Origin of the sequence: Nocardia sp. NBC_00403 (assembly GCF_036046055.1) — a bacterium.
Lineage (GTDB): Bacteria > Actinomycetota > Actinomycetes > Mycobacteriales > Mycobacteriaceae > Nocardia.
In genome coordinates, this window is sequence record NZ_CP107939.1 from 7,863,142 (window position 1) to 7,883,666 (window position 20,525).

The following is a 20,525-nucleotide window of genomic DNA, read 5'->3' on the forward strand; positions in this document are numbered from 1 at the left end:
CGGCTGGCCTCCTTATCCGACGATGATGTTGAGGGCGATGACCAGGGCGAAGGCGATGCCGGCGAGCAGGACCGGGCGCTGGTACCAGGGGAGGAAATCGGACTCGGGATCGGTGCGCATTTCCTTCGGGGTTTCCGAGTAGACCAGGCCGACGAGTTCGGCAGCGGGCTTCGGCTGGGTCACCATGGTGACCGCGACACTGACGGCGATGTCGACGAAGAAGGCGACAGCGGCGGCGACGAAACTCGATCCCTGGCCGGATAATTCGAAGACGTCGGTCTTGTGTAGTACGAAAACCACAATGGCCGAACCGGTTCCGGAGACCAGGCCCATCCAGCCCGCGGTCGGTGTCATCCGTTTCCAGAACATGCCGAGGATGAACGTCGCGAACAACGGCGCGTTGAAGAAGCTGAACAACGTCTGCAGGTAGTCCATCATGTTGCTGAAATTTCCCGCGATGAACGCGGTGAAGATCGCGGCGACGGTGGCTCCGACGGTGGCCAGGCGGCCGACGTCGAGGTAGTAGTGGTCGGGCTGATCACGGCGGACATACTGCTGCCAGAGGTCGTAGCTGAATACCGTGTTGAAGGCGGAGATATTGGCGGCCATGCCCGCCATGAACGCCGCGAGCAGGCCGGCGAGCCCGACGCCGAGCAATCCGTTCGGCAATACGTCTTTCATCAGATACAGCAGCGCCTGGTTGTAGGTGACATCCCCGGTGTAGTCCGGATTCGCGGTGACCTGATTTTTGTACTCGGCCATCTGCGGCACCAGAACGGCGCTGATCATGCCGGGGATCACCACGATCAGCGGGATGAACATCTTCGGGTAAGCACCGATGATCGGAGTGCGCCGCGCGGCCGAGATGGAGTGCGTCGCCAGCGCCCGCTGCACCTCGACGAAGTTGGTGGTCCAGTATCCGAACGAGAGCACGAACCCGAGCCCGAACACGATGCCGACCACGGAGAGGAAATTGTTGGAGAAGCCGCTGAGCGCATTGCCCGGCCACGACTCCAGCTGTGCCGCACCGCCCGGCGACGTGGTCACCTTGTCGCGCAACCCCTCCCAGCCGCCGACCTTGTGCAGACCGACCAACGTGAGCGGCAGCAACGCGGCAACGATGACGAAGAACTGCAGCACCTCGTTGTAGATCGCCGCGGACAACCCGCCGAGGGTGATGTAGGACAACACGATCACCGCCGCGACGATCACCGAAACCCACAGCGGCCAACCGAGCAGCACATTCACGATGGTGCCGAGCAGATACAAGTTCACCCCGGCGATGAGCACCTGCGCGATCGCGAAGCTCAATGCGTTCACCAGGTGTGCACCGGTGCCGAACCGCCTGCGCATGAACTCGGGCACACTGCGCACCTTGGAGCCGTAGTAGAACGGCATCATCACCACGCCGAGGAACAGCATGGCCGGCACCGCGCCGATCCAGAAGTAGTGGAAGGTCGGGAAGCCGTACTCCGCGCCATTGGCCGACATGCCCATGATCTCGACAGCGCCGAGGTTGGCGGAGATGAAGGCGAGGCCGGTCACCCAGGCGGGCAGCGAACGACCCGACAGGAAGAAGTCGATGCTGGAGGAGACGCGCCGCCTGGCCAGCAGCCCGATGCCGATCACAAAGACGAAATACAACGCGACCAGGGCGTAGTCGACGGGATTCGCATCCAGTTGCAGGCTCGATGCCGCGTCGAGATGCACAGTCGATGCGGTCGGCCGCAGAGTCGCGACGTCCAGCGCGGAGTGGAGCACGGGTGAATCGGCAAGCGGCACAGCGTCGTCCCTCCAGGCGATGAAACCGAGCGTCGAGCGAGTCATGCGTGTGGCGGTGCGATCTGTCCTGTCGCCCGCCGATGGTGTCGGCTACTACCTACTGTCGGTGATTGTGCCGCATCACCGCAGCACAATCACGTACAAAAACCTGGACGGTCGCTCAATCGACGCGGTGTGCGCCAGGGCCCGGCACCACGACGAAGGTGCGCGGATCGGCGAAACCCGCACGGACGAATCGATTTCGCACCGCATCTGCGACGGCCGCCGTGCGCTCACGATCCACGAGCGCAATAACGCTGCCGCCGAACCCGCCGCCGACCATGCGCGCGCCGTGTGCTCCCGCATCGACCGCCGCGGCGGCAGCCGCGTCCAGAGCAGGCGTGGAGACTTCGAAATCGTCACGCAACGAGGCGTGCCCGGCACTGAGGATAGGGCCTATCGAGCGCGGATCGGCACCATCGCGCAAATTCTCGGCAACCGTCAAAACGCGCGCGTTCTCGGTGACCACGTGCCGGGCCCGGCGTCGCAGTATCGGGTCGACGATGCGTTCGAGCGCGTCGATGGTGTCGATATCGCGGAGCGCGGGCACGCCGAGTTCCGCGGCCGCCGCATCGCATTGCGCGCGCCGGGCAGCGTAGCCCCCGTCGACCAACTCGTGTGCCTGCCCGGTATCGATCACGAGCAATTCCAACCCGAAACGGTCCAGATCGAAGGGGATCTGTTCGTGCGTGGCGCCACCGGCCATGTGGGTGAAGCGGCGTACGTCCAGAAACAGCGCGTGACCTGCCGTGCACAGGATCGATGCCGACTGATCGAGCAGTCCGGTCGGCACACCGGCGTAGTCGTTCTCGGCGGCACGGGCGATATCGATCAGTTCCCGATCAGTGACCGTGGGCGCGAACAGATCTCGCAGCGCGACTGCCACCGCACACGACAGCGCCGCCGACGAGGACAGCCCGGCACCGATCGGCACCGCACCGTCGAGCTCGATGTCCACTCCGGCGATCCGATGCCCGCGTCGCACGAATTCGGACACAACGCCCAGCGGATACCGCGACCAGGCAGGCACTCGATCCCGTTCGGCGGCAAGCGCGCCCACCCCGGCGAGCACCCGATCCCCTGGCCGCTGACGCGAGACCACCCGCACATCCCCAGTGTCGAGCACTGCGGCGAAACACTCGACAACCAGCGGTAATGCGATGGGCAACACAAAGCCTTGGTTGTAGTCGGTGTGCTCACCGATGATGTTGACCCGCCCCGGCGCCACCCACTTCTGCACTGATCCTCGCTTCGTCGATTCGGAGTGTGTCTGACGGCTCGCCGGCACACGTTACGAGACACGCCGCAGGAGCACTGCTTTCGGGCGGTGCGCGTGCGCGATCGACATTCGTGACGCAGAGTCGATTTTGACGCAATATCGGCCTGCAAAATCGGCAGGGAGTTTCGGGAGGGCATTATGATTCCTACGACCCCACGCAGCGGCCTACTCGGGCTGCAGTGGATCGATCGACTGCTCCCGCCCCTCGGTAGGCCGGATCGCGACGACCGGCAATTGCCAGAGGCACCACTGACGATCGAGATCGGCGCCGCGACCGGGGTAGGCCCGACAACCATGTCGGCCTTCGATGCGGCACTGCGCGATCTGGGAGTGGGTGATGCCAACTTGATTCGCCTGTCATCGGTGATTCCACCGCACGCCACCCTGGAGCGCACCGCCCGCGTCCGTAAGCCGATACCCTGGGGTGATCGGCTCTACTGCGTCTACGCGGCACAGCACGCGATCGGCAACGGCAGACGGGCCGCGGCGGGCATCGGCTGGGTGCTGCGCGACGATCATTCCGGTGCGGGACTTTTCGTCGAGCACGAGGCGGAGACCGCCGAGGAGGTCGAGCTGCTGATCCGGTCCAGCCTCGCCGATATGACCGCCAACCGGCCCGAACGCTTCGGACCGATCCAGCTGTGCACCAGCGAGACCCGCTGCGAGGGCGACCCGGCCTGCGCCATTGTGCTCGCCGCCTACCACACCACGCCGTGGACCAGACGATGAACGAGCTGCACGTCACTGTCGAAACCACGATCCCCGACGACCGGATCGATATGTTCCACCTGCTCTACGAGGAGGCCTTCGGCCCGCTGCGCACCAAGGCCATCGCCCGGCAGGTGCTGCACCATGCCGAGTTCCGCGCGGAGATGGTCGACCCCCGCGTACTCAAGCACGTCGCGCGCACCACCGCAGGAGAGCCCATCGGAGTGACGACGCTGACCAGGCATCTGGAGACAGTGCCGTGGATCAGCCCCGATTATTTCGCCGCGCGCTATCCGGAGCATGCCGCACGCAATGCGATCTACTACGCCGGTTTCACCCTTGTTGCATCAAGTGCCCGACAAGGGGCCGCGTTCCATGCCATGATCAAATCAGTTGTCCAGGTGCTTGTGGCCGAGCGCGCGGCGGTGGGCTGGGACATCTGCTCGTACAACAACACTCGGTTCTCCTTCGCCGACAGCATCCGAGCAGTGCTCGATGAGCAAGAGGCGAACGTCGAAGTCGCGGTGGAAGATTCGCAGACCTACTATGCGGCTCGATTCACAGGGGATGGAGCGACAAAGGGGGGCTGATGACACTGACCGAAGAGCAGTCGACGAGCCGACGCCATAATGTCGGATTACGGTGGTATGCAGTATTTTTCGGTGTCGGCTCGGCCGCGATCGGGCTGAATATCGCCGTCGATTCGCAGTTGCTCTCGCTGGTGACGATGCTGGCTGTGGTGGTAGGAGCCCTTGCCATGATCGGCCTCGGCCTGCGGCGTCATCGCCCGCCGCAGCCGCTGCCCTGGTATCTGATCGCGGCGTCGGCGCTGTTGTTCGCCACCGGCACCGTATTGCGCGGCATCGACGAGCATTCGATGCACCCCATCGACGATTTGTTCACGCTGGCCGGTTATTTCGCCGTCGGCGTCGCGGCCACCCTGTGGCTGCGGCCGCGCCAGGTCCAGCACAACTACGACCTGCTGCTGGACTCCGGGCTCATCGGACTCGGCGCACTGCTGGCCTCCTGGACCTTTCTCATCTCGCCGATTCTGCAGTCACATGCCACCACCATGAACACCGTTGTGGCGGCGATCTACCCGATACTCGACGCACTACTGCTGACCATGGTCGCGCATTCGGTGGCGACGGCGACCCGCTCGGAGACCTCGCTGCGGCTCCTGCACGTCGGCCTGATTGCGGTACTGCTCGGCGATCTCGGCTACAGCCTGGAGACCGTCGGCACCGCGACGATCGGGCGGGAAGTGTTGCTCACGCCGCTGCTGGCCGCCTACATCACCGTCGGGGTCGCGGCGCTGCATCCGACCATGGCCTGCCTCGGCGCACCGCGCCGCATCCATCCCCATCATTCGCGTCAGCGCGCCAGTGTCATCGCGGTCGCACTGATCATGGCGTCGCTGGTTCCGGTAGTGGGGTCCAGCCTCGACACCCTCGACCGCGCGGTCGTCTCTTCGCTGTTCGCGCTCTTGCTGATCGGCGTCCTGGCACGCAGCGAACGTGCCATCGTGCGCAGCGCCCGCAGCGAACGCCGCGCGCAGTATCAGGCCGACCACGACATGCTGACCGGACTGCTGAATCGGTCCGCCCTGCTGCGCGCGCTCAATCGCAATCACGAGCACTGGCTCGAACAACCGCTGAGCCTGTTGTTCATCGACCTGGACGGCTTCAAGATGGTCAACGACAGCTACGGCCATGCCGTCGGCGACGAGCTGATCGCGAACGCGGCCTCGCGCATTCGGCGGGTGATCCGCCGCGAGGACGTAGTGGCGCGCTACGGCGGCGACGAATTCGTGGTGCTCGCGCCGCTGGGCAGACAAGAGGCAGCCACGCTCGCCGAACGACTATTGGGCGCGTTCGTGCGCCCCTTCGAATTGAGCGCGGGCGAGATCCCGATCACCGCGAGTGTCGGGATCGCCTGCGGCAGCCCGCGCAGTTACGACGCCAGCATCTACGACCTCATCCGAGACGCGGATTCGGCGATGTACCACGCGAAGGAGTACTCGCTCGGCTACGCGTTCCACGACGAAGTGCGGCATGGGGCCCCCGATGCGGGGCGCCGGACTTGGCGCCCCGCCAATCGGTCGACGAGCACCGCCGTCTGATCAGTCGGTCAGTTCCTCGAGCAGGCGCTTGGCCTCCTCCAGCTCGGCCGCCAGTTGTGCGACCTTGACCTGCTGTACCTCGCGCGCCGCGTCGAGAATTCCGGCGACCACCTCGGCCACCTCCGGATGCAGCACCTTGGCGGCCTGCGCCACCGCGGAGCTTGCCACCGGCAGACCGCGCACGGCCCGCTTCTTGCCGCTGATCACATCGACCGACCACTCGCCGTCGGCAGTCCCGGTCAGCGTCACAGTGACCTCCGGCGCCTTCGCCTTGCGCGCGGCAGCGGGCGCCTTTGTGGCGGGCTTCGCGCCGGGCGCGCCCGCGGCGGGCTGCTTGGCCGCGGCGGACTTGGCGGCGTTGTCGGCTTCGCTCGTTCCCGAGGCGACCGGGCCCGGCTTGGGCACCGACGGTGCCGCCGCGTTGGTTCCGAGCGAGCCGGGACTCGGGGTGGACGGTGTCGCAACGCTCGTCAAGGTCGACGGCTGGGTCACGGGGGATTCCTTCCTGGTTGTCGACTTCGGCTGGGCTGTGGAAGCGGTCGCCGTGCGGGGCGGCTTGGTCAACGTCACTTCGGTCGGAGAAAAGGACAGTACATCCTTCGATCCGGTCGGACGGACCCGCAGGAAGTCTCCTACGGACGGATCATCGAGTTCGACCACCTTCCCCGACCGACCTTCCGGCACGCCCACCGCGGCAGCGGTGAACCACACCATCGGCGGTCGGCCGCCGGCAATGTCCGTGGCGATCTGCTGAATCTCAGTGTCCGACAAGGGCTGTGGTTTGGTTCTGGACGAGGGCATGGTGACTCCGAGCGAATTCGTGGATGGCTGCGTGCACAGATGATGCCGCACGCTACCGACAGATTCGCAAGCTGCCACCAATTCGACTCCGGGAAACACCAGGGCCGCAACCCCAGCGAACCCTGAGCTACATTCGAGATCCCGCGCCGAGGCTACCTTTCCCGCGGCGCTTGCAGGGCCGGAAACCAGATGTCGGCGAGGACGTCCGCGGCCTGGTCGGCCGTGACATCGATGGTGCCCTGCATGGCCCAGCGGGTGAAGAAGCGTTCGAGTTGGGCGACAAGCAGTTCCACCCGCAGGCGGGCCTCTTCCTGACGGTCGGCAGGCCAGCGCGCCAGGTAGGACGTCATCGCGTTGGGTAGGGCCGCGATGCCCTGGCGGGCGATGTCACGGAATTCCGGTTCGAGCGCGGTAGCCTCGTCCCACGCGGGCAGCAGGTCCTTGTATTCCTGGAACCAGCCGATGGCGCGGGTCATCCAGCCGACGAACTCGGCGCGCGAACCGGTGTCCAGGACTCGGTCCAGATCCTCATAGAAGTACAGCGCACTCGGCGCGGTGCTCTGCTCGGCGACCGCGCGCAGCACCTCGAGCTTGCTGGCGAAATGCAGGTAGAACGTAGCCCGGCTACAGCCCACGGCGGCAGCGATGTCGTCGACCCGGACGGCCGCGTAACCCTGGGTGCTGAACAGGTTCTTCGCACCCTCCAGCAGCTTGGCCCTGGTCTGCAGTTTCTGTTCGTCCCGCAGGCTGGTGCCGGCCCGTTTCGACTTCGTTGGCATGGTGAGCGGCTACCTCGCATAGGTCGGGAAACTATTGCTGACGTGCGACTTCCGGTGAGCAAGTGTACGTCCGACCCGGGCGGGCCGCGGTCTTCACTAGACATTCTGTCATTCACTAGACACGGAGTCCAGTCAGTGTTACGTTGTTGCCTACGTCACTCCGGAGCGCCACGGCTCCGGACACTCGCCCGCCGTGTCCGGCGCCACTGCGAGCCGTGACGGCAGCTTCGAATGAGGACTACTGAATTGACTCCACGCACACTTCCCAAGGTCTGCGTCATCGGCGCAGGCCCCTCGGGTATCACCACCGCCAAACGCCTGCAGGACTTCGACATCCCGTTCGACGTCTTCGAGGCGTCCGACGAGGTGGGCGGCAACTGGTACTTCAAGAACCCCAACGGCATGTCGGCCTGCTACCAGAGCCTGCACATCGATACGTCCAAGTGGCGCTTGGCCTTCGAGGACTATCCGGTGCCCGAGGACTGGCCGGACTTTCCGCACCACTCGCAGTTGTTCCAATACTTCAAGGACTATGTCGACCATTTCGGTTTCCGCGACAAGATCCTGTTCGACACCCTGGTGACCGCCGCCGAACGGCAGCCCGACGGCCGGTGGCTGGTGACCTCCAGCGACGGTCGCACCCGCGACTACGACGCCCTGATCGTGTGCAACGGCCACCACTGGGATCCCAATACCCCGGACTATCCCGGCGAATTCGATGGCGTGCTCATCCACAGCCACGCCTACAACGATCCGTTCGACCCGGTCGACATGCGCGGCAAGAAGGTCGTGGTCGTCGGGATGGGCAACTCCGGGCTCGACATCGCCTCCGAACTGTCCCAGCGCTTCATCGCCGAGCGGCTGACCGTGTCGGCGCGGCGTGGCGTGTGGGTGCTGCCGAAATACGTCCACGGCAAGGTCGGCGACAAACAATCGGTGCCACCGTGGATTCCGCGCAAGGTGAGCATGAAGCTCAAGCAGCGGTTCGTCCGAAAGTTCCGCGGCGACATGGAGTTCTACGGGCTGCCCAAACCCGATCACCAACCGTTCGAGGCACACCCTTCGGCCAGTGAGGAGTTCCTGCACCGGGCGGGCTGCGGTGACATCGCCTTCAAGCCCGCCATCACCGGATTGGCGGGCAAACAGGTGCGGTTCGCCGATGGCAGCACCGAAGAGGTGGATGTCATCGTCTGTGCGACCGGCTACCACATCAGCTTCCCGTTCTTCTCGGATCCGGAACTGGTGCCCGACAGCAGCAATCGCATCCCGCTGTTCAAGCAAATGATGAAGCCGGGTATCGACAATTTGTTCTATATGGGCCTCGCACAGCCGCTGCCTACCCTGGTGAACTTCGCCGAACAGCAGAGCAAGCTCGTCGCCGCTTACCTGACCGGCGCCTACCTCCCGCCATCGGAGCCGCAGATGCACGAGGTGATCCGTGCCGCCGAGCAGCGCCGCAGCGGCCGCTACTACGACTCACCGCGCCACACCATCCAAATCGAATTCGAGGCCTATGTGCGCGATATGAAGCGCGAAATGGCCAGTGGCGCAAAACGTGCCGCGGCAACCGGCAACGCGTTGCCGGTGCCTGCCCGAGTACTCGAGCACGTGTGAGGCGGCGATGACAACGACGATGGGATTCTGCGCCGACCGTTTCGCGGGCGTGCGAGAGGAACTGGAGAATCGGATCGCTGCGGACGAGGAGCTCGGCGCGGCGATCTGTGTGACCGTCGACGGCGAACCGGTCGTCGATATCTGGGGTGGACACCGCGATATCGAGCGCACCACGCCATGGACCGAGGACACCCTGGTCAACGTCTTCTCCATCAGCAAGACCATGACGGCACTGTCCGCGCTGCTGCTGGTGGATCGCGGCGAGCTGGATGTGCGGCAAAAAGTCGCGCACTACTGGCCGGAGTTCGCCGCAAACGGCAAGGGCGACATCGAGATTCGTCAGCTGCTCGGACACACCTCCGGTGTCTCCGGTTGGCAGCGGCCGATCGAGCTGGCCGATATCTACGACACCGAAGCGGCCAGCGCCCGCCTCGCGGCCCAACCGCCGTGGTGGGAGCCGGGCACCGCGTCGGGCTACCACGCCCTGAACTACGGACATCTGGTCGGCGCGGTTATTCGCCGCATTACCGGCCGTAGCCTCGGGCAGTTCTTCGCCGAGGAGCTCGCCGGACCGCTGGCGGCCGACTTCCACATCGGCACCGGTCCAGAGCACCACCACCGCATCGCACCGTTGGTGCCACCGCCACTACTGGAATTCGATATGGCCTCGCTCGATCAGGAGAGCATCCTGGTCAAGACGCTCACCAGCCCGTTGCTGGACATTCCGGAGGCCAATAGCGCCGCATGGCGGCAGGCGGAGATCGGCGCGGTGAACGGCCACGGCAACGCGCATTCGGTGGCGAAGGTGCAGTCGCTCGTATCCTGCGGCGGCGAGCTGAACGGCCGAAGGCTGTTGTCCGAGAAGACGATCGACCTGATCTTCGAACAGCAGTCCGATGGTGCGGATCTGGCGCTGCTGCTTCCGCTGCGCTTCGGCATCGGCTACGGCCTGCCTCAGCCGCAGACCGCTCCGGAGGTCCCGGACGGGCGCGTCTGCTGGTGGGCCGGGTTTGGTGGGGCCATCGTTGTCAACGACCTGGAGCACCGAGTCACCTTCGCCTACACCATGAACAAGATGGCGCCGGGGCTGATCGGCTCCGACCGCGCCGATGCCTACCTGCGCTCGGTGTTTTCGGTAGTGCGAGGAGATCGCTCATGATGCGGGCGCTGCAACTCACTGATCCCGGTGTGCTGGAACTGCGTAAAATTCCGGTCCCCGAGATCGGCCCCACCGATCTGTTGCTGCGTGTCGGTGCGGCGGGCATCTGCCACTCCGATCTGCATGTGCTGCATATCCCCTTCAAGATGCGCGACGAGCCGCTGACCCTCGGACACGAGGTCGCGGGCACCATCGAAGCCGTCGGCAGCGCTGTCGAGGGCCGGTCGACCGGTGAGCGCGGCATCGTCTACCTGTGCTGGTCGTGCGGGGTGTGCCGGGAATGTGTGAGCGGCAACGAGAATGTGTGCCGCGCCGCAGGGCGCACTGCGATGCCGCCGTGCCCAGGTCTGGGGCCGGACGGTGGGATGGCCGAGTACATCAGGATTCCGGCCGCCTCCTTCGTGCCGATCGGTGACTTGGATTTCCTCCAGGCCGCGCCGCTGGCCGACGCCGCGCTGTCGAGCTATCACGCGATCAACGGTGCGCGTGCGCAGCTGCAGCCGGGTTCGGTCGCGGTGGTCATCGGCATCGGCGGGCTCGGCCACGTTGCGGTGCAGATCCTCGCCGCGACCAGTGCAGCGCACGTGATCGCGGTCGACGTGAGCGCGGACAAACTCGACCTCGCCGCCCGCTGCGGCGCGGCCGAAGGACTCATCGGTGGACCCGACACCGCCCGCGAGATCCTCGACCGCACCGGAGGGCGTGGCGCGGAGGCGGTGTTCGACTTCGTCGGCACCGATCACACCGCGACCCTGGCCGTGGAATCGGTGGCGCCCAACGGCGCCTATCGCATGATCGGACTCGGGGGCGGCGCACCGGAAATCACCGCGGGCCCGGCCGGTGGACCCGGCTGGCCGTGGGGCGCATCGATCCGAAAGTCCTACGGCGGCACCAAATCCGACCTGATCAGCTCCGTCGCGCTCGCGCAGGCGGGCAAGCTCAGAGTCGAAGTCGAACGCTATGACCTCGCCGAGGGCCGCGAGGCGCTCGACCGGCTGGAACGCGGGCTGGTCACCGGCCGTGCGGTCCTGGTGCCGTAGGCAGGTCCGATCAAATGTTGAGGAAGGTCATGTCATGACACAGCCTTTGGACCCGCAGGCCATGGCGGCCGCGGCAATCGCTCGGCTGACCGGGCCCGGCGGACAGTTCGAAATGGTGGTCGAGGAGGTGCTCGGCGCACCGATGCCGGTGATGCGGCATCGCGGCCGCTCGCTCGGCGAAGTGCTCGCGGCATCCATCGGGTTGGCCGACCGCGACTACCTGGTCACCGAGGACCGCAGGATGTCCTACACCGAGCACGCGCACGCAGTCGGCGCGCTGGCCCGCGCCCTGCGCGACCGGTATGGCGTCGGAAAGGGCGACCGGATCGGCATCCTGGCGGCGAACACGCCGGAATGGGTCGTCGCGTTCTGGGCGGCACAGACCCTCGGCGCCATCGCCGTCGGGTACAACGCCTGGTGGGCACCCCGCGAAATCGCGTACGGCATCGACCACACCCGGCCCGCGGTGTTGATCGTCGACGTGAAGCGGGCCGCACAGCTGACGGACCTGGACATCCAGGTCCCGGTGCTGACCATGGAGCAAGACCTCCCCGCCCTGATCGCCGCATTCGACGACGGCGAGCTGCCGCGCACGCCGGTGGCCGAGGACGATCCTGCGGTCATCCTCTACACCAGCGGCACGAGCGGACGCCCGAAAGGCGCGGTGCACACCCAGCGAAACCTGTTGGCGGTCATCGACTATCACCGTTTCAACGACGCATTGGCCGCCGCCTTCCAAGGCCGCGCCGACGACGGCAGCCCGAAAGGCAGACGGTTCCTGCTCACCTCGCCGCTGTTCCACATCGCCAGCCTGCACAACCTGGTGATACCGCGGATGGCGACCGGCGATACCACCGTCATATACCAGGGTTCGTTCGACGCCGATCGCGTACTGCAGTTGGTCGAACGCGAACACATCACCAACTGGGGCGCGATGCCGACGATGGCAAGCCGGATGCTCGAAACCGATCTGTCCCGCTACGACCTGTCCTCGCTGACGTCGTTCTCGCTCAACTCGGCGCCGTCCTCGGCCGCACTGCAACACCATCTACGCGAACAACTTCCGGTGGCGAAGACCGCACTCGTGACCAGCTACGGCCTCACCGAATGCAGTACCGCCGCCACCCTGGCGGCCCCCGCCGAGCTGGCCGCGTTCCCGGATACCGTCGGCCGCCCCGTCGTCGGTGTCACCATCGAAATCCGGGACGCCGCGGGCAATGCCGTCCCCGAAGGCACCGAGGGTGAGATCTGCGTGCGCAGCCCCTACGTAATGCTCGGCTACTGGGAGGACGAGGCCGCGACAGCCGCCGCCATCACTCCCGACCGCTGGCTGCGTACCGGCGATATCGGCGTGCAGGAGCAGGGCCGGCTTCGCCTGTCCGGCAGGCGTTCCGATCTCATCCTGCGCGGTGGCGAGAACGTCTATCCCACCGAGATCGAGCAGTGTCTCGAGGAACACCCCGCGGTGCGTGAGTGCGCCGTCGTCGGCGTGCCCGATGCCGATCTCGGCCAGCAGGTCGCCGCGGTGGTCGTCGTCGACAACGAAACGGCGACAACCGAACACGAGCTGCTCGAGTTCGCCAAGGAGCGACTCGCCTATTTCAAGGTGCCCGCACGTTGGCGGATCACCACCACAGCACTGCCGCGCAATGCGACCGGCAAGGTTGTGCGCACCGGTATCGAGGTATGAGAAGACATGTACGACACCATCATCAAGGGCGGCCGCTGGTTCGACGGCGCCGCTTCGCCCTCCGCGGTCCGCCATCTCGGCATCCGTGACGGTCGAATCGCCGTGGTCTCGATCGAACCGCTCGACGAGACCGGCTGCCGGCACATCATCGACGCCGCCGGGAAGTGGGTGCTTCCCGGAATGATCGACATCCATACGCATTACGACGTCGAGGTACTGCAAACTCCCTCGCTGGCCGAGTCGGTCCGCCACGGCGTCACCACCGTGCTGCTCGGCTCGTGCTCACTGTCGACGGTGCATGTCGAGGCTTCCGATGCCGGCGACCTGTTCGGCCGGGTCGAGGCCATCCCGCGCCGACATGTGATCGAGGCTGTCACCGAAACCAAGACCTGGACTACGGCGCACGAGTTCATCGACGCGCTGGAAGCGCTGCCGCTCGGCCCGAACCTGGCCGCGTTCATCGGGCATTCGGATATCCGTGCCGCGCAGATGGGCCTGGAACGATCCACCAGCAAGGACATTCGGCCCACCGCCGCCGAACTCGACGCCATGGTGGCGAAACTCGATGAGGCGCTGGACGCGGGCTTCATCGGCATGTCCTCGCAGCAGCTGCTGTTCGACAAGCTCGACGGCGAAGTCTGTCGATCGCGCACCCTGCCCTCGACCTATGCGACCACTCGGGAACGCCGCAGGCTCAACGCGATACTGCGGCGTCGTGGCCGCGCATTGCAGGGCGGTCCGGATGTCGCGCGGCCGCAAAGCCTGGTCGCGATGGCGGCCAGCAGTATCGGGATCTTCCGCAAGCCACTGAAGGTCAGCCTGCTGTCCGCGGCCGACATCAAGGCCATTCCCGCAGTGGCGCATATCTTTCCGTGGATCGCCAGGGTGCTCAACGCGTTGGGCGGCGACTTCCGGTGGCAGCATCTGCCGGTGCCGTTCGAGGTGTACTCCGACGGCATCGATCTGCCGGTCTTCGAGGAGTTCGGTTCGGGCGCGGCCGCACTGCACCTGGCCGACCAGCTCGAGGCGCGCAGGGAACTGCTGCGCGACGAAGGCTACCGCCGTCGCTTCCGAAAGGACTACGACAAGAAGTTCGGCCCGCGGGTCTGGCATCGCGACTTCTTCGATGCCGAGATCGTCGAATGTCCGGATCAGACCGTGCTCGGCAAGACCTTCGGCGAGGTGGGGGTCGATCGGGGCGGGCTGCACCCGGTGGACGCCTTCCTCGACCTCGTCGTCGAGCACGGCAACAAGGTTCGGTGGCGGACAACCATTTCCAACCACCGGCCGGAGGTTCTGGACCGGTTTGCCGCCGATCCCGGTGTGCAACTGGGCTTCTCGGATGCCGGGGCGCACCTGCGCAATATGGCGTTCTACAACTTCGGGCTGCGGTTCCTCCGTCGAGTACACGATGCCGAGCGCGCGGGCCGTCCGATCCTGTCGCTGGAACGCGCCGTGCACCGCATCACCGGCGAACTCGCCGACTGGTACGGCATCGACGCGGGCCACCTGCGCACCGGCGACCGGGCCGACCTGGTCGTGATCGATCCCGAACGCCTCGACGAGACCACCGACGCGTACGCCGAGGCTCCGATCGCCCAGTTCGACAATCTCTCACGCATGGTCAATCGGAACGATGCCACCGTCACCGCGGTGCTGATCGGTGGCGAATACGTCTTCGGCAACGGCGAATCCGCACCGGTCCTCGGCACCCGGAGGACCGGCCGATTCCTGCGAGCAGGCGTGACGGGCAGCTGAGGGGTACCCGCCGAGTGCTTCGTACCAACGCCACCTCCGCCCGGTGGCTGGGCCGCTGCGAAGCCCGGCGGCTGAGCGAGTACGAGGCACTCGGCGGGTGCACGCTGCCGATAGTTTTCCGATTCGTGCAGCGTAGGGCCCAATTCGCACGCACCAGAGTCGAACTCGAGCTACCTTAGCTATAACCGGCGTTCACACTATGATCGCCCGGCCACTCGCAAGGAGGCAACGTGGAGACACTCGTGCACCAGGGCCGGGCCGTGGTCTTCGACCGGGTGGGTAGCGGTCCGCCGATCGTCCTGCTCCACAACGCGGGCACCCAACGCCACATCTGGGACGATCAGGTCACGGCACTGAGCGGCGACCACGAAGTCTTCGCGCTCGACCTGCCCGGCTACGGCGAATCCGAACAACCCGCCGACGGCTACCGCCTCGACGATTATGTCGCCATGCTCGGCACGTTCCTCGATGCGCACCACCTCACGGACGTCGTTCTCATCGGCAATTGCCTCGGCGCGGCCACCTCACTGCGCTACACGATCGCCCACCCCGCCGTCGTCCGCGCGCTGGTCTTGATCAACCCGCTGACCTGGAACACCGTCCGCGCCGGACGCCAAGCCGCAATGGCATGGGCCGATGCCCGACTCCCACTCGGCCCGGTGGCCCGCAGGGTGGCGCTGCCCGAAATGATTGTCTCCCGGATCGTCACCGAGCAACTCGGCGCCCGTGGCCGACGCCAGAAATTGCACCACTCGCCCCGACTGCGCGCGCACTGGTCCGACCGCGGTCGCCTGCAAGCACTGCACGGCCTGGTCCAGGACTTCCCCGCCTTCGCCGACCTCGATGCCTTCAGCCCACCCACAGGCTTCCCCCCGATCTGCACCATCTGGGGCAGGCAGAACCGCATCCTGTCGGCCCGCGCGGGCGCCCGCCTCAACCACACCCTGCACCCGCACACCGACATAGCGCTTCCCGACTGCGGCCATCTGCCCATGGTCGAAGACCCCGCCGCGGTGACAACCGCCATCACGACGTTCCTCGCGGCCCAACTGCGTAACTCCACAAGTACGCCCGACAGCTGACCTACACTCGAAACGCCGGCCGGCCCGCGCGGCACCCAATGGGTGTGCCGAATGCGCGAAGAGGCAGGTCAGCTGGTGTTGTTTGACGACATATGTTGCGGGAACCCGTCGATAGTCATCGAGAAAGGGTTTGATGCCATGTTGCTACGCCGACTCGCCCGACCGCTGCTGGCGGCCTCCTTCGTCGCCGACGGAGTCGACACCCTGATGCATCCGGAACCACGCGCCAAGGCCGCTACCGCGCTCAGGCAGCGCGGCGAGGAGCGGCTGCCGGACAATCTGGCCGCGAAGCTCCCATCGGACACCGCGACGGTGGTGCGGGTCAACGCGATCGCTCAGGTATCCGGCGGCCTGCTGTTGGCGCTGGGCAAGATGCCGAGGCTCGCCTCCTTGGTGCTTGCCGCGACAGTGATCCCCGCGACGGTCACCGAACAGGACTTCTGGGCCGAACAGGATCCGGACCGGAAGGCCGCGAAACGCAACGCGTTCCTGAAGGATATGGGCCTGCTCGGTGGCCTGATGATCGCGGCCGCCGATACGGCGGGCAAGCCGTCACTGGGATGGCGCGGCAAGCGAGCGGCGCACAATGCCGCCGCCGCGGTATCCGCGGCGCTGCCCTTCGGCGCGTCCGAGGGTGCAAATGGCGAGGCGCTGCGCCAGCACGCGTACGAGGCCGCCGAGCGCGCGCGCACACGCACACTGAGCGGAATCGCCGCGGTGAAGGGGTCCGAGGTCGCGGGCGTCGCGCAGCAGCACGGTTCCGAGTGGGCCGATCTGGCGAAAGAGCGTGGCGTCGAAATGGCCGAGATCGCCAAGGAACACAGCGTGGAGTGGGCCGAGATCGCCAAGGAACACAGCGTGGAGTGGGCCGAGATTGCCAAGGAGTACGGCGCGGAGTGGGCCGAGATCGCCAAACACCGGGCCGCGATCCTGGCCGACATCGCCAAGCGCCGTGGCGCCGATTGGGCCGAAGTCGCCAAAGAGCGTGCGCCCGAGATCGCCGAGACCGCTCGGCGGCACGGTTCGGATTGGGCCGAGATCGCGAAGGAACGTGGACCCGAACTCGCGGCGACCGCCCGTGAGCGCGGGGCGCACCTCGCCGATGCGGCCGTGATCGTGTCGAGGCAAGGCGCGGCTGATCTCCGCCGCAGCCGTCGCCGTCGCCGTCGACGCTAGGCCGTCGCCTCGTATCCTTCGGCGAGTGCGGCGTCCAGGGAGCCGACACAATGCAGGCTCGCGGAGAGGCCGGTGATCTCGATGACGCGTCCGACGCTGCGCCCCGCCGTGATCAAAAGTACTCGGCGAGCGGACTTTTCGGCCTCCGCCAGTACCTCGATCAGCGCGGTGACCCCGGCCGCGGCGAAGAAGGTCACCGGTGACAGGTCGACCACCATGGTGTTCGCTTGAAAACCGAAGGCACGCACCAGATTCTCCCGCAGCGTCGGCGCGGTGCACAGGTCGATCTCACCGGCGACTTCGACCAGTGTCACGTCACCGCGCGGACGGCTCACACAGAACTGGATCGCATCTGCTCCGCCGGACGCACAAACAGTGGTGCACTCAACAACATTCACAGAACGGCTGGACATGGGCTGACTCCTGGGGGCCCGTCACTGGCGCACAGGGACAGACCTGTCTCTCTAGTGAAGCAGGGTCGCACAGCTCTGTACAGGGTTAGAGTATGGCCATGACTGCCAGCAACGACCCAGTTGTCGGCGCTCGCGAGCGAATTCTGGCCACTGCCTACGCGTTGTTCACTCGACGCGGTATTCGAGATGTCGGCATCGACGAAGTCATCGCCAAGGCCGGGATCGCGAAAGCCACATTGTACCGGCATTTTCGGACAAAGGACGAGTTGGTCATCGCGGTGCTCGCGCGCCGCGAACAACTGTGGACCTTCGGCTTCGTCGAGCACCGGTCGCACTTGCGCGGCAACACAGCGGAAGAGCGTTTGCTGGCTATTTTCGACGTGTTCGACGAATGGTTTGCCGCTGCGGATTTCGAGGCATGCACCTTCATCAATGTGCTGGCGGAAATGGGCCCGAACCATCCGACCGGTCGGGCGAGCATCGTGCATCTCGATCGAATTCGTGACGTGGTACGCGCCCGTGCGATCGAAGCGGACCTGCGGGATCCCGAGGAGTTCGCTCGTTCCTGGCACATCCTGATGAAGGGTTCCATTGTCGCCGCGACCGAGGGTGATCGCGGCGCCGCCCGTCGTGCTCAGCGCATGGCGGCCGCCCTGATCGATCAGTATCGCAGCGACGCGGCTCAACCGAATTCGAACGTCGCCACCACGGGAGCGTGATCGGACTCGGGGTACTTGACATCGGTGGCGAAAGCGCCGGATTCGTCGTGCAGCACCTCGTTGTGAATCTCCGAACCACGGTAGTGGGCAAGCAGATTGCGGGTGACCAGGATGTGGTCGAGCATCTGCCCCCTGCCGTGATGGAGCAGCGAGTACCGGGCCGGCTCGGGAATGGTGTTCTCGACCGGCACCAGCACCCGTCCGGCCAGCGCACCGTTGCCGGTTTCCTCGACATCGCCCCGAATGGCAACCAGCGGCACCTCGTCGGCGGTGGCATTGAAGTCCCCCGCCACCACGATGCGCGCCGCCGGGTCCTGGTCGAGGATCGAATCGACGAGCCGCCGCACTTCCACGGCCTGGCTCATCCGCTTCATCGACGAGATGAACGAGCCCTCGGCCACCGCGTCGGCGCTGCGCCAAGTGAAATCATCGATCTTCTGGCCCGGAATATTGGTGGGCAGCTTCGATTTCAGATGCACCACGATCACATGCAGCGGTACGCCTTGCGGATCGAGTTCCACGTGCAGGATCGGCCGCTCCAGCAGAATCGACAGCGGTTGCGGCGCGGGCGGACTTGCGGTCAGTATCTGATACATCGGCGCTGCGACCAGCGTGTTGAGCAGTTGCGCCCGCGCCATCACCGGTAACGAGGTGACCACAACCAGGTTTCGTTGATCGAATACCTGGCCGTTGGGATCCAGGGTCGAGACGACATTCGCCCCCGCCTGCTTCGTCCCCGCGAGCAGTTCCGCCAAGGCGAGCAAAGCACGTGGCTGCCCGGCCCGCTCCTGCCCGTGCACCTCTTGCAGACACAGCACGTCGGCCCGCAACCGCTCGATCTGTGGCCGCATCACCGCTATCCGGTCCGCCAGCGACGGCCGGATGTTCGGCGGCACCTCATCGAAGTTTTCCAGGTTGAACGTCGCGATACGCAGGGTGACCATCTCATACACTAATCCTCGACAGGCCCCCGACCAACTGTTGACGCGAACCATGGTCCTCCGCGTCCCGCCCGGAATCCTGAGTACCGACTACTCGAAAAACCAGGTCAGCAACCCGACCGGCCGGTGGGCCGACCGAGTCGGCACACCAGCGGTGGAGCGAGCACGCGAATCATCGCCGCCGAGAATCTCGGGTGCGAGCGGGAACCAGGCGGCACTGCCGTCCGACTCAGTAGACGAGCAGCAGACAGCGCTGCGGACTCCGCGGGAGGACTCATGAAACGCGCCACCGTGCTGGCACTGGCCGCAGGCATCCTCGCCCTCACGGGCTGCACGACCACGGTGCCCGAATCCGCTCCGGCCGGCGATGGCTCCGTCGCATCGACCGAGGGGGTCACGCGGTACCCGATCACCCTCGACAATTGCGGCAGGACCTACACCTACACCGAGGCCCCCGAGCGTGTGGTCGTCATGAACGGCGGTTCCGTCGGCGAGGTCTCGTCGCTGATCGCGCTGGGCGTCGGCAACCGGATCCTGGCCAATGCGCAGTCCTACGGCTCCTCCGATGTCCCCGGCCGTGCCGCGGCCATTGCTGCCCTCCCCACCGGCGGCATCGCGTACAACAGCATGCAGGACATCCCGCGCGAGGCCATGCTCGCGCAGCACGCAGACTTCGTGCTCTCCACCGGCGGGGGCGGTTTCGCCGCCGATCAGGGCTTCGCCACCCGCGAGCAATTGGCCGCCGCGGGTGCGAATACCTATGTGCCACGAGCGAACTGCGGCGTGACCGGCGCGGTGACGGGAACACCCACCGTCGAGGACAGCTATGCGATGCTGCGCGACCTCGGCGCGGTGTTCGACGTGCCGGGCCGCGCCGAACAGCTCATTGACGAATCGCGGCGCAAGATCGCCGACACGGTCGCCGCCGTCGCCGGGGCGACCGAGAAGAACGTGCTGCTCGTCTTTCCCGGTATGGGAATGGGTGACGCGGGCGATTTCTCGGCCATCGCGGCGGGCGGAATCTGGAACGACATCATCGACAAAGCCGGTGCGGTGAACCCGTTCAACCGCACGGACGGCACCACCTTCGTCACGATCAGCAAGGAACAGCTCGCCGTGACGCCGATCGACGGTGTGATCGTAGTGAACTATCGCAATCCCGATATCGACGCGACGGCCGGGCGGATCCTCGATCAGTTCCCGCAGTGGAATGCCACCAAGAACAAGACCTATGTGGCGCTCTCGGATTCGATCTATCTCGGTCCCAGCAACGACATCGCGGTGGACAAGATCGCCCGGCTCGTGCACCCTGAACAGTTCTGACCGATGCCGCCCATCGCCGCTGCGTCGTCGCCGCGCTCGCCGGGGTCCGGTCTGCGGCGCCTCAGGTCCCGGCTCCCGCGGGGCAGCCGGTCGAACCGAA

General features: G+C 65.9%; 18 protein-coding genes. 12 read left to right on the top strand and 6 right to left on the bottom strand.

The annotated features are described in order from the left end of the window. Window positions 1-12: 12 nt before the first annotated feature. Both OHQ90_RS35330 and galK read right to left on the bottom strand, forming a co-directional pair. Complete coding sequence (locus OHQ90_RS35330; protein WP_328405058.1) at window positions 13-1,827, bottom strand: sodium:solute symporter family protein; 1,815 nt, start codon at window positions 1,825-1,827, stop codon at window positions 13-15. 115 nt (window positions 1,828-1,942) lie between these two features. Beyond that, on the bottom strand, window positions 1,943-3,061 hold the full coding sequence (galK, locus tag OHQ90_RS35335) for a galactokinase (RefSeq protein ID WP_328405060.1): 1,119 nt from the start codon (window positions 3,059-3,061) through the stop codon (window positions 1,943-1,945). Window positions 3,062-3,238: 177 nt separating this feature from the next. Here galK and OHQ90_RS35340 point away from each other — a divergent pair, with 177 nt between their 5' ends. Genes OHQ90_RS35340 through OHQ90_RS35350 form a run of 3 tightly spaced genes read left to right on the top strand, consistent with a single transcriptional unit; the run spans window position 3,239 to window position 5,930 of the window. Next, window positions 3,239-3,829 (top strand): pyruvoyl-dependent arginine decarboxylase, encoded by a 591-nt coding sequence (locus OHQ90_RS35340; RefSeq protein WP_328405062.1) that lies wholly within the window; start codon window positions 3,239-3,241, stop codon window positions 3,827-3,829. Continuing rightward, window positions 3,826-4,398, top strand: a complete 573-nt coding sequence (locus OHQ90_RS35345) for a hypothetical protein (RefSeq protein ID WP_328405064.1) — start codon at window positions 3,826-3,828, stop codon at window positions 4,396-4,398. Before OHQ90_RS35340 ends, OHQ90_RS35345 begins: the two co-directional genes overlap by 4 nt. Then, window positions 4,398-5,930, top strand: coding sequence for a GGDEF domain-containing protein (locus tag OHQ90_RS35350; protein ID WP_328405066.1), 1,533 nt, complete (start codon window positions 4,398-4,400; stop codon window positions 5,928-5,930). Before OHQ90_RS35345 ends, OHQ90_RS35350 begins: the two co-directional genes overlap by 1 nt. Here OHQ90_RS35350 and OHQ90_RS35355 read toward each other — a convergent pair whose 3' ends face one another. Beyond that, on the bottom strand, window positions 5,931-6,731 hold the full coding sequence (locus OHQ90_RS35355) for a DUF6319 family protein (protein WP_328405068.1): 801 nt from the start codon (window positions 6,729-6,731) through the stop codon (window positions 5,931-5,933). A 152-nt stretch (window positions 6,732-6,883) separates the two neighbouring features. After that, entirely contained in the window at window positions 6,884-7,510 is a 627-nt protein-coding gene (locus OHQ90_RS35360) for a TetR/AcrR family transcriptional regulator (protein ID WP_328405070.1), read from the bottom strand. Window positions 7,511-7,756: 246 nt separating this feature from the next. Between OHQ90_RS35360 and OHQ90_RS35365 the strand changes: the two genes are divergently transcribed. The 7 genes from OHQ90_RS35365 to OHQ90_RS35395 all read left to right on the top strand — a co-directional run bounded on the left by OHQ90_RS35365 (window position 7,757) and on the right by OHQ90_RS35395 (window position 17,029). Beyond that, window positions 7,757-9,124, top strand: a complete 1,368-nt coding sequence (locus tag OHQ90_RS35365; RefSeq protein ID WP_328405072.1) for a flavin-containing monooxygenase — start codon at window positions 7,757-7,759, stop codon at window positions 9,122-9,124. 7 nt (window positions 9,125-9,131) lie between these two features. Then, window positions 9,132-10,283, top strand: a complete 1,152-nt coding sequence (locus OHQ90_RS35370; RefSeq protein ID WP_328405074.1) for a serine hydrolase domain-containing protein — start codon at window positions 9,132-9,134, stop codon at window positions 10,281-10,283. Beyond that, on the top strand, window positions 10,283-11,323 hold the full coding sequence (locus tag OHQ90_RS35375; RefSeq protein WP_328413325.1) for an NAD(P)-dependent alcohol dehydrogenase: 1,041 nt from the start codon (window positions 10,283-10,285) through the stop codon (window positions 11,321-11,323). Before OHQ90_RS35370 ends, OHQ90_RS35375 begins: the two co-directional genes overlap by 1 nt. Before the next feature lie 34 nt (window positions 11,324-11,357). Beyond that, entirely contained in the window at window positions 11,358-13,013 is a 1,656-nt protein-coding gene (locus OHQ90_RS35380; RefSeq protein WP_328405076.1) for a class I adenylate-forming enzyme family protein, read from the top strand. A 6-nt stretch (window positions 13,014-13,019) separates the two neighbouring features. Then, on the top strand, window positions 13,020-14,771 hold the full coding sequence (locus tag OHQ90_RS35385) for an N-acyl-D-amino-acid deacylase family protein (protein WP_328405078.1): 1,752 nt from the start codon (window positions 13,020-13,022) through the stop codon (window positions 14,769-14,771). Window positions 14,772-15,001: 230 nt separating this feature from the next. Continuing rightward, window positions 15,002-15,853, top strand: coding sequence for an alpha/beta fold hydrolase (locus OHQ90_RS35390; protein ID WP_328405080.1), 852 nt, complete (start codon window positions 15,002-15,004; stop codon window positions 15,851-15,853). A gap of 138 nt (window positions 15,854-15,991) precedes the next feature. Further along, window positions 15,992-17,029: a DoxX family protein gene (locus OHQ90_RS35395; RefSeq protein ID WP_328405082.1), complete on the top strand. Its 1,038-nt coding sequence runs from the start codon at window positions 15,992-15,994 to the stop codon at window positions 17,027-17,029. On the opposite strand, the gene OHQ90_RS35400 is transcribed toward OHQ90_RS35395, so the two are convergent. Beyond that, window positions 17,026-17,364: an STAS domain-containing protein gene (locus OHQ90_RS35400; RefSeq protein ID WP_328405084.1), complete on the bottom strand. Its 339-nt coding sequence runs from the start codon at window positions 17,362-17,364 to the stop codon at window positions 17,026-17,028. The genes OHQ90_RS35395 and OHQ90_RS35400 overlap by 4 nt on opposite strands. A 176-nt stretch (window positions 17,365-17,540) precedes the next feature. Between OHQ90_RS35400 and OHQ90_RS35405 the strand changes: the two genes are divergently transcribed. Then, window positions 17,541-18,161 (top strand): TetR/AcrR family transcriptional regulator, encoded by a 621-nt coding sequence (locus OHQ90_RS35405; protein ID WP_442941250.1) that lies wholly within the window; start codon window positions 17,541-17,543, stop codon window positions 18,159-18,161. On the opposite strand, the gene OHQ90_RS35410 is transcribed toward OHQ90_RS35405, so the two are convergent. Next, window positions 18,125-19,105 (bottom strand): endonuclease/exonuclease/phosphatase family protein, encoded by a 981-nt coding sequence (locus OHQ90_RS35410; RefSeq protein ID WP_328405088.1) that lies wholly within the window; start codon window positions 19,103-19,105, stop codon window positions 18,125-18,127. The genes OHQ90_RS35405 and OHQ90_RS35410 overlap by 37 nt on opposite strands. 273 nt (window positions 19,106-19,378) lie before the next feature. On the opposite strand from OHQ90_RS35410, the gene OHQ90_RS35415 reads away from it, so the two are divergent. Next, a complete protein-coding gene (locus OHQ90_RS35415) occupies window positions 19,379-20,425 on the top strand; it encodes an ABC transporter substrate-binding protein (RefSeq protein ID WP_328405090.1) in 1,047 nt (348 codons plus the stop codon). Window positions 20,426-20,525: the final 100 nt, after the last annotated feature.

Bases quoted from the DNA above. Each gene is read 5' to 3' on its own strand.
- OHQ90_RS35330 (WP_328405058.1), bottom strand. From the start codon at position 1,827: ATGACTCGCTCGACGCTCGGTTTCATCGCCTGGAGGGACGACGCTGTG.
- OHQ90_RS35340 (WP_328405062.1), top strand. From the start codon at position 3,239: ATGATTCCTACGACCCCACGCAGCGGCCTACTCGGGCTGCAGTGGATC.
- OHQ90_RS35345 (WP_328405064.1), top strand. From the start codon at position 3,826: ATGAACGAGCTGCACGTCACTGTCGAAACCACGATCCCCGACGACCGG.
- OHQ90_RS35350 (WP_328405066.1), top strand. From the start codon at position 4,398: ATGACACTGACCGAAGAGCAGTCGACGAGCCGACGCCATAATGTCGGA.
- OHQ90_RS35355 (WP_328405068.1), bottom strand. From the start codon at position 6,731: ATGCCCTCGTCCAGAACCAAACCACAGCCCTTGTCGGACACTGAGATT.
- OHQ90_RS35360 (WP_328405070.1), bottom strand. From the start codon at position 7,510: ATGCCAACGAAGTCGAAACGGGCCGGCACCAGCCTGCGGGACGAACAG.
- OHQ90_RS35370 (WP_328405074.1), top strand. From the start codon at position 9,132: ATGACAACGACGATGGGATTCTGCGCCGACCGTTTCGCGGGCGTGCGA.
- OHQ90_RS35375 (WP_328413325.1), top strand. From the start codon at position 10,283: ATGCGGGCGCTGCAACTCACTGATCCCGGTGTGCTGGAACTGCGTAAA.
- OHQ90_RS35380 (WP_328405076.1), top strand. From the start codon at position 11,358: ATGACACAGCCTTTGGACCCGCAGGCCATGGCGGCCGCGGCAATCGCT.
- OHQ90_RS35385 (WP_328405078.1), top strand. From the start codon at position 13,020: ATGTACGACACCATCATCAAGGGCGGCCGCTGGTTCGACGGCGCCGCT.
- OHQ90_RS35395 (WP_328405082.1), top strand. From the start codon at position 15,992: ATGTTGCTACGCCGACTCGCCCGACCGCTGCTGGCGGCCTCCTTCGTC.
- OHQ90_RS35405 (WP_442941250.1), top strand. From the start codon at position 17,541: ATGACTGCCAGCAACGACCCAGTTGTCGGCGCTCGCGAGCGAATTCTG.
- OHQ90_RS35410 (WP_328405088.1), bottom strand. From the start codon at position 19,105: ATGGTCACCCTGCGTATCGCGACGTTCAACCTGGAAAACTTCGATGAG.
- OHQ90_RS35415 (WP_328405090.1), top strand. From the start codon at position 19,379: ATGAAACGCGCCACCGTGCTGGCACTGGCCGCAGGCATCCTCGCCCTC.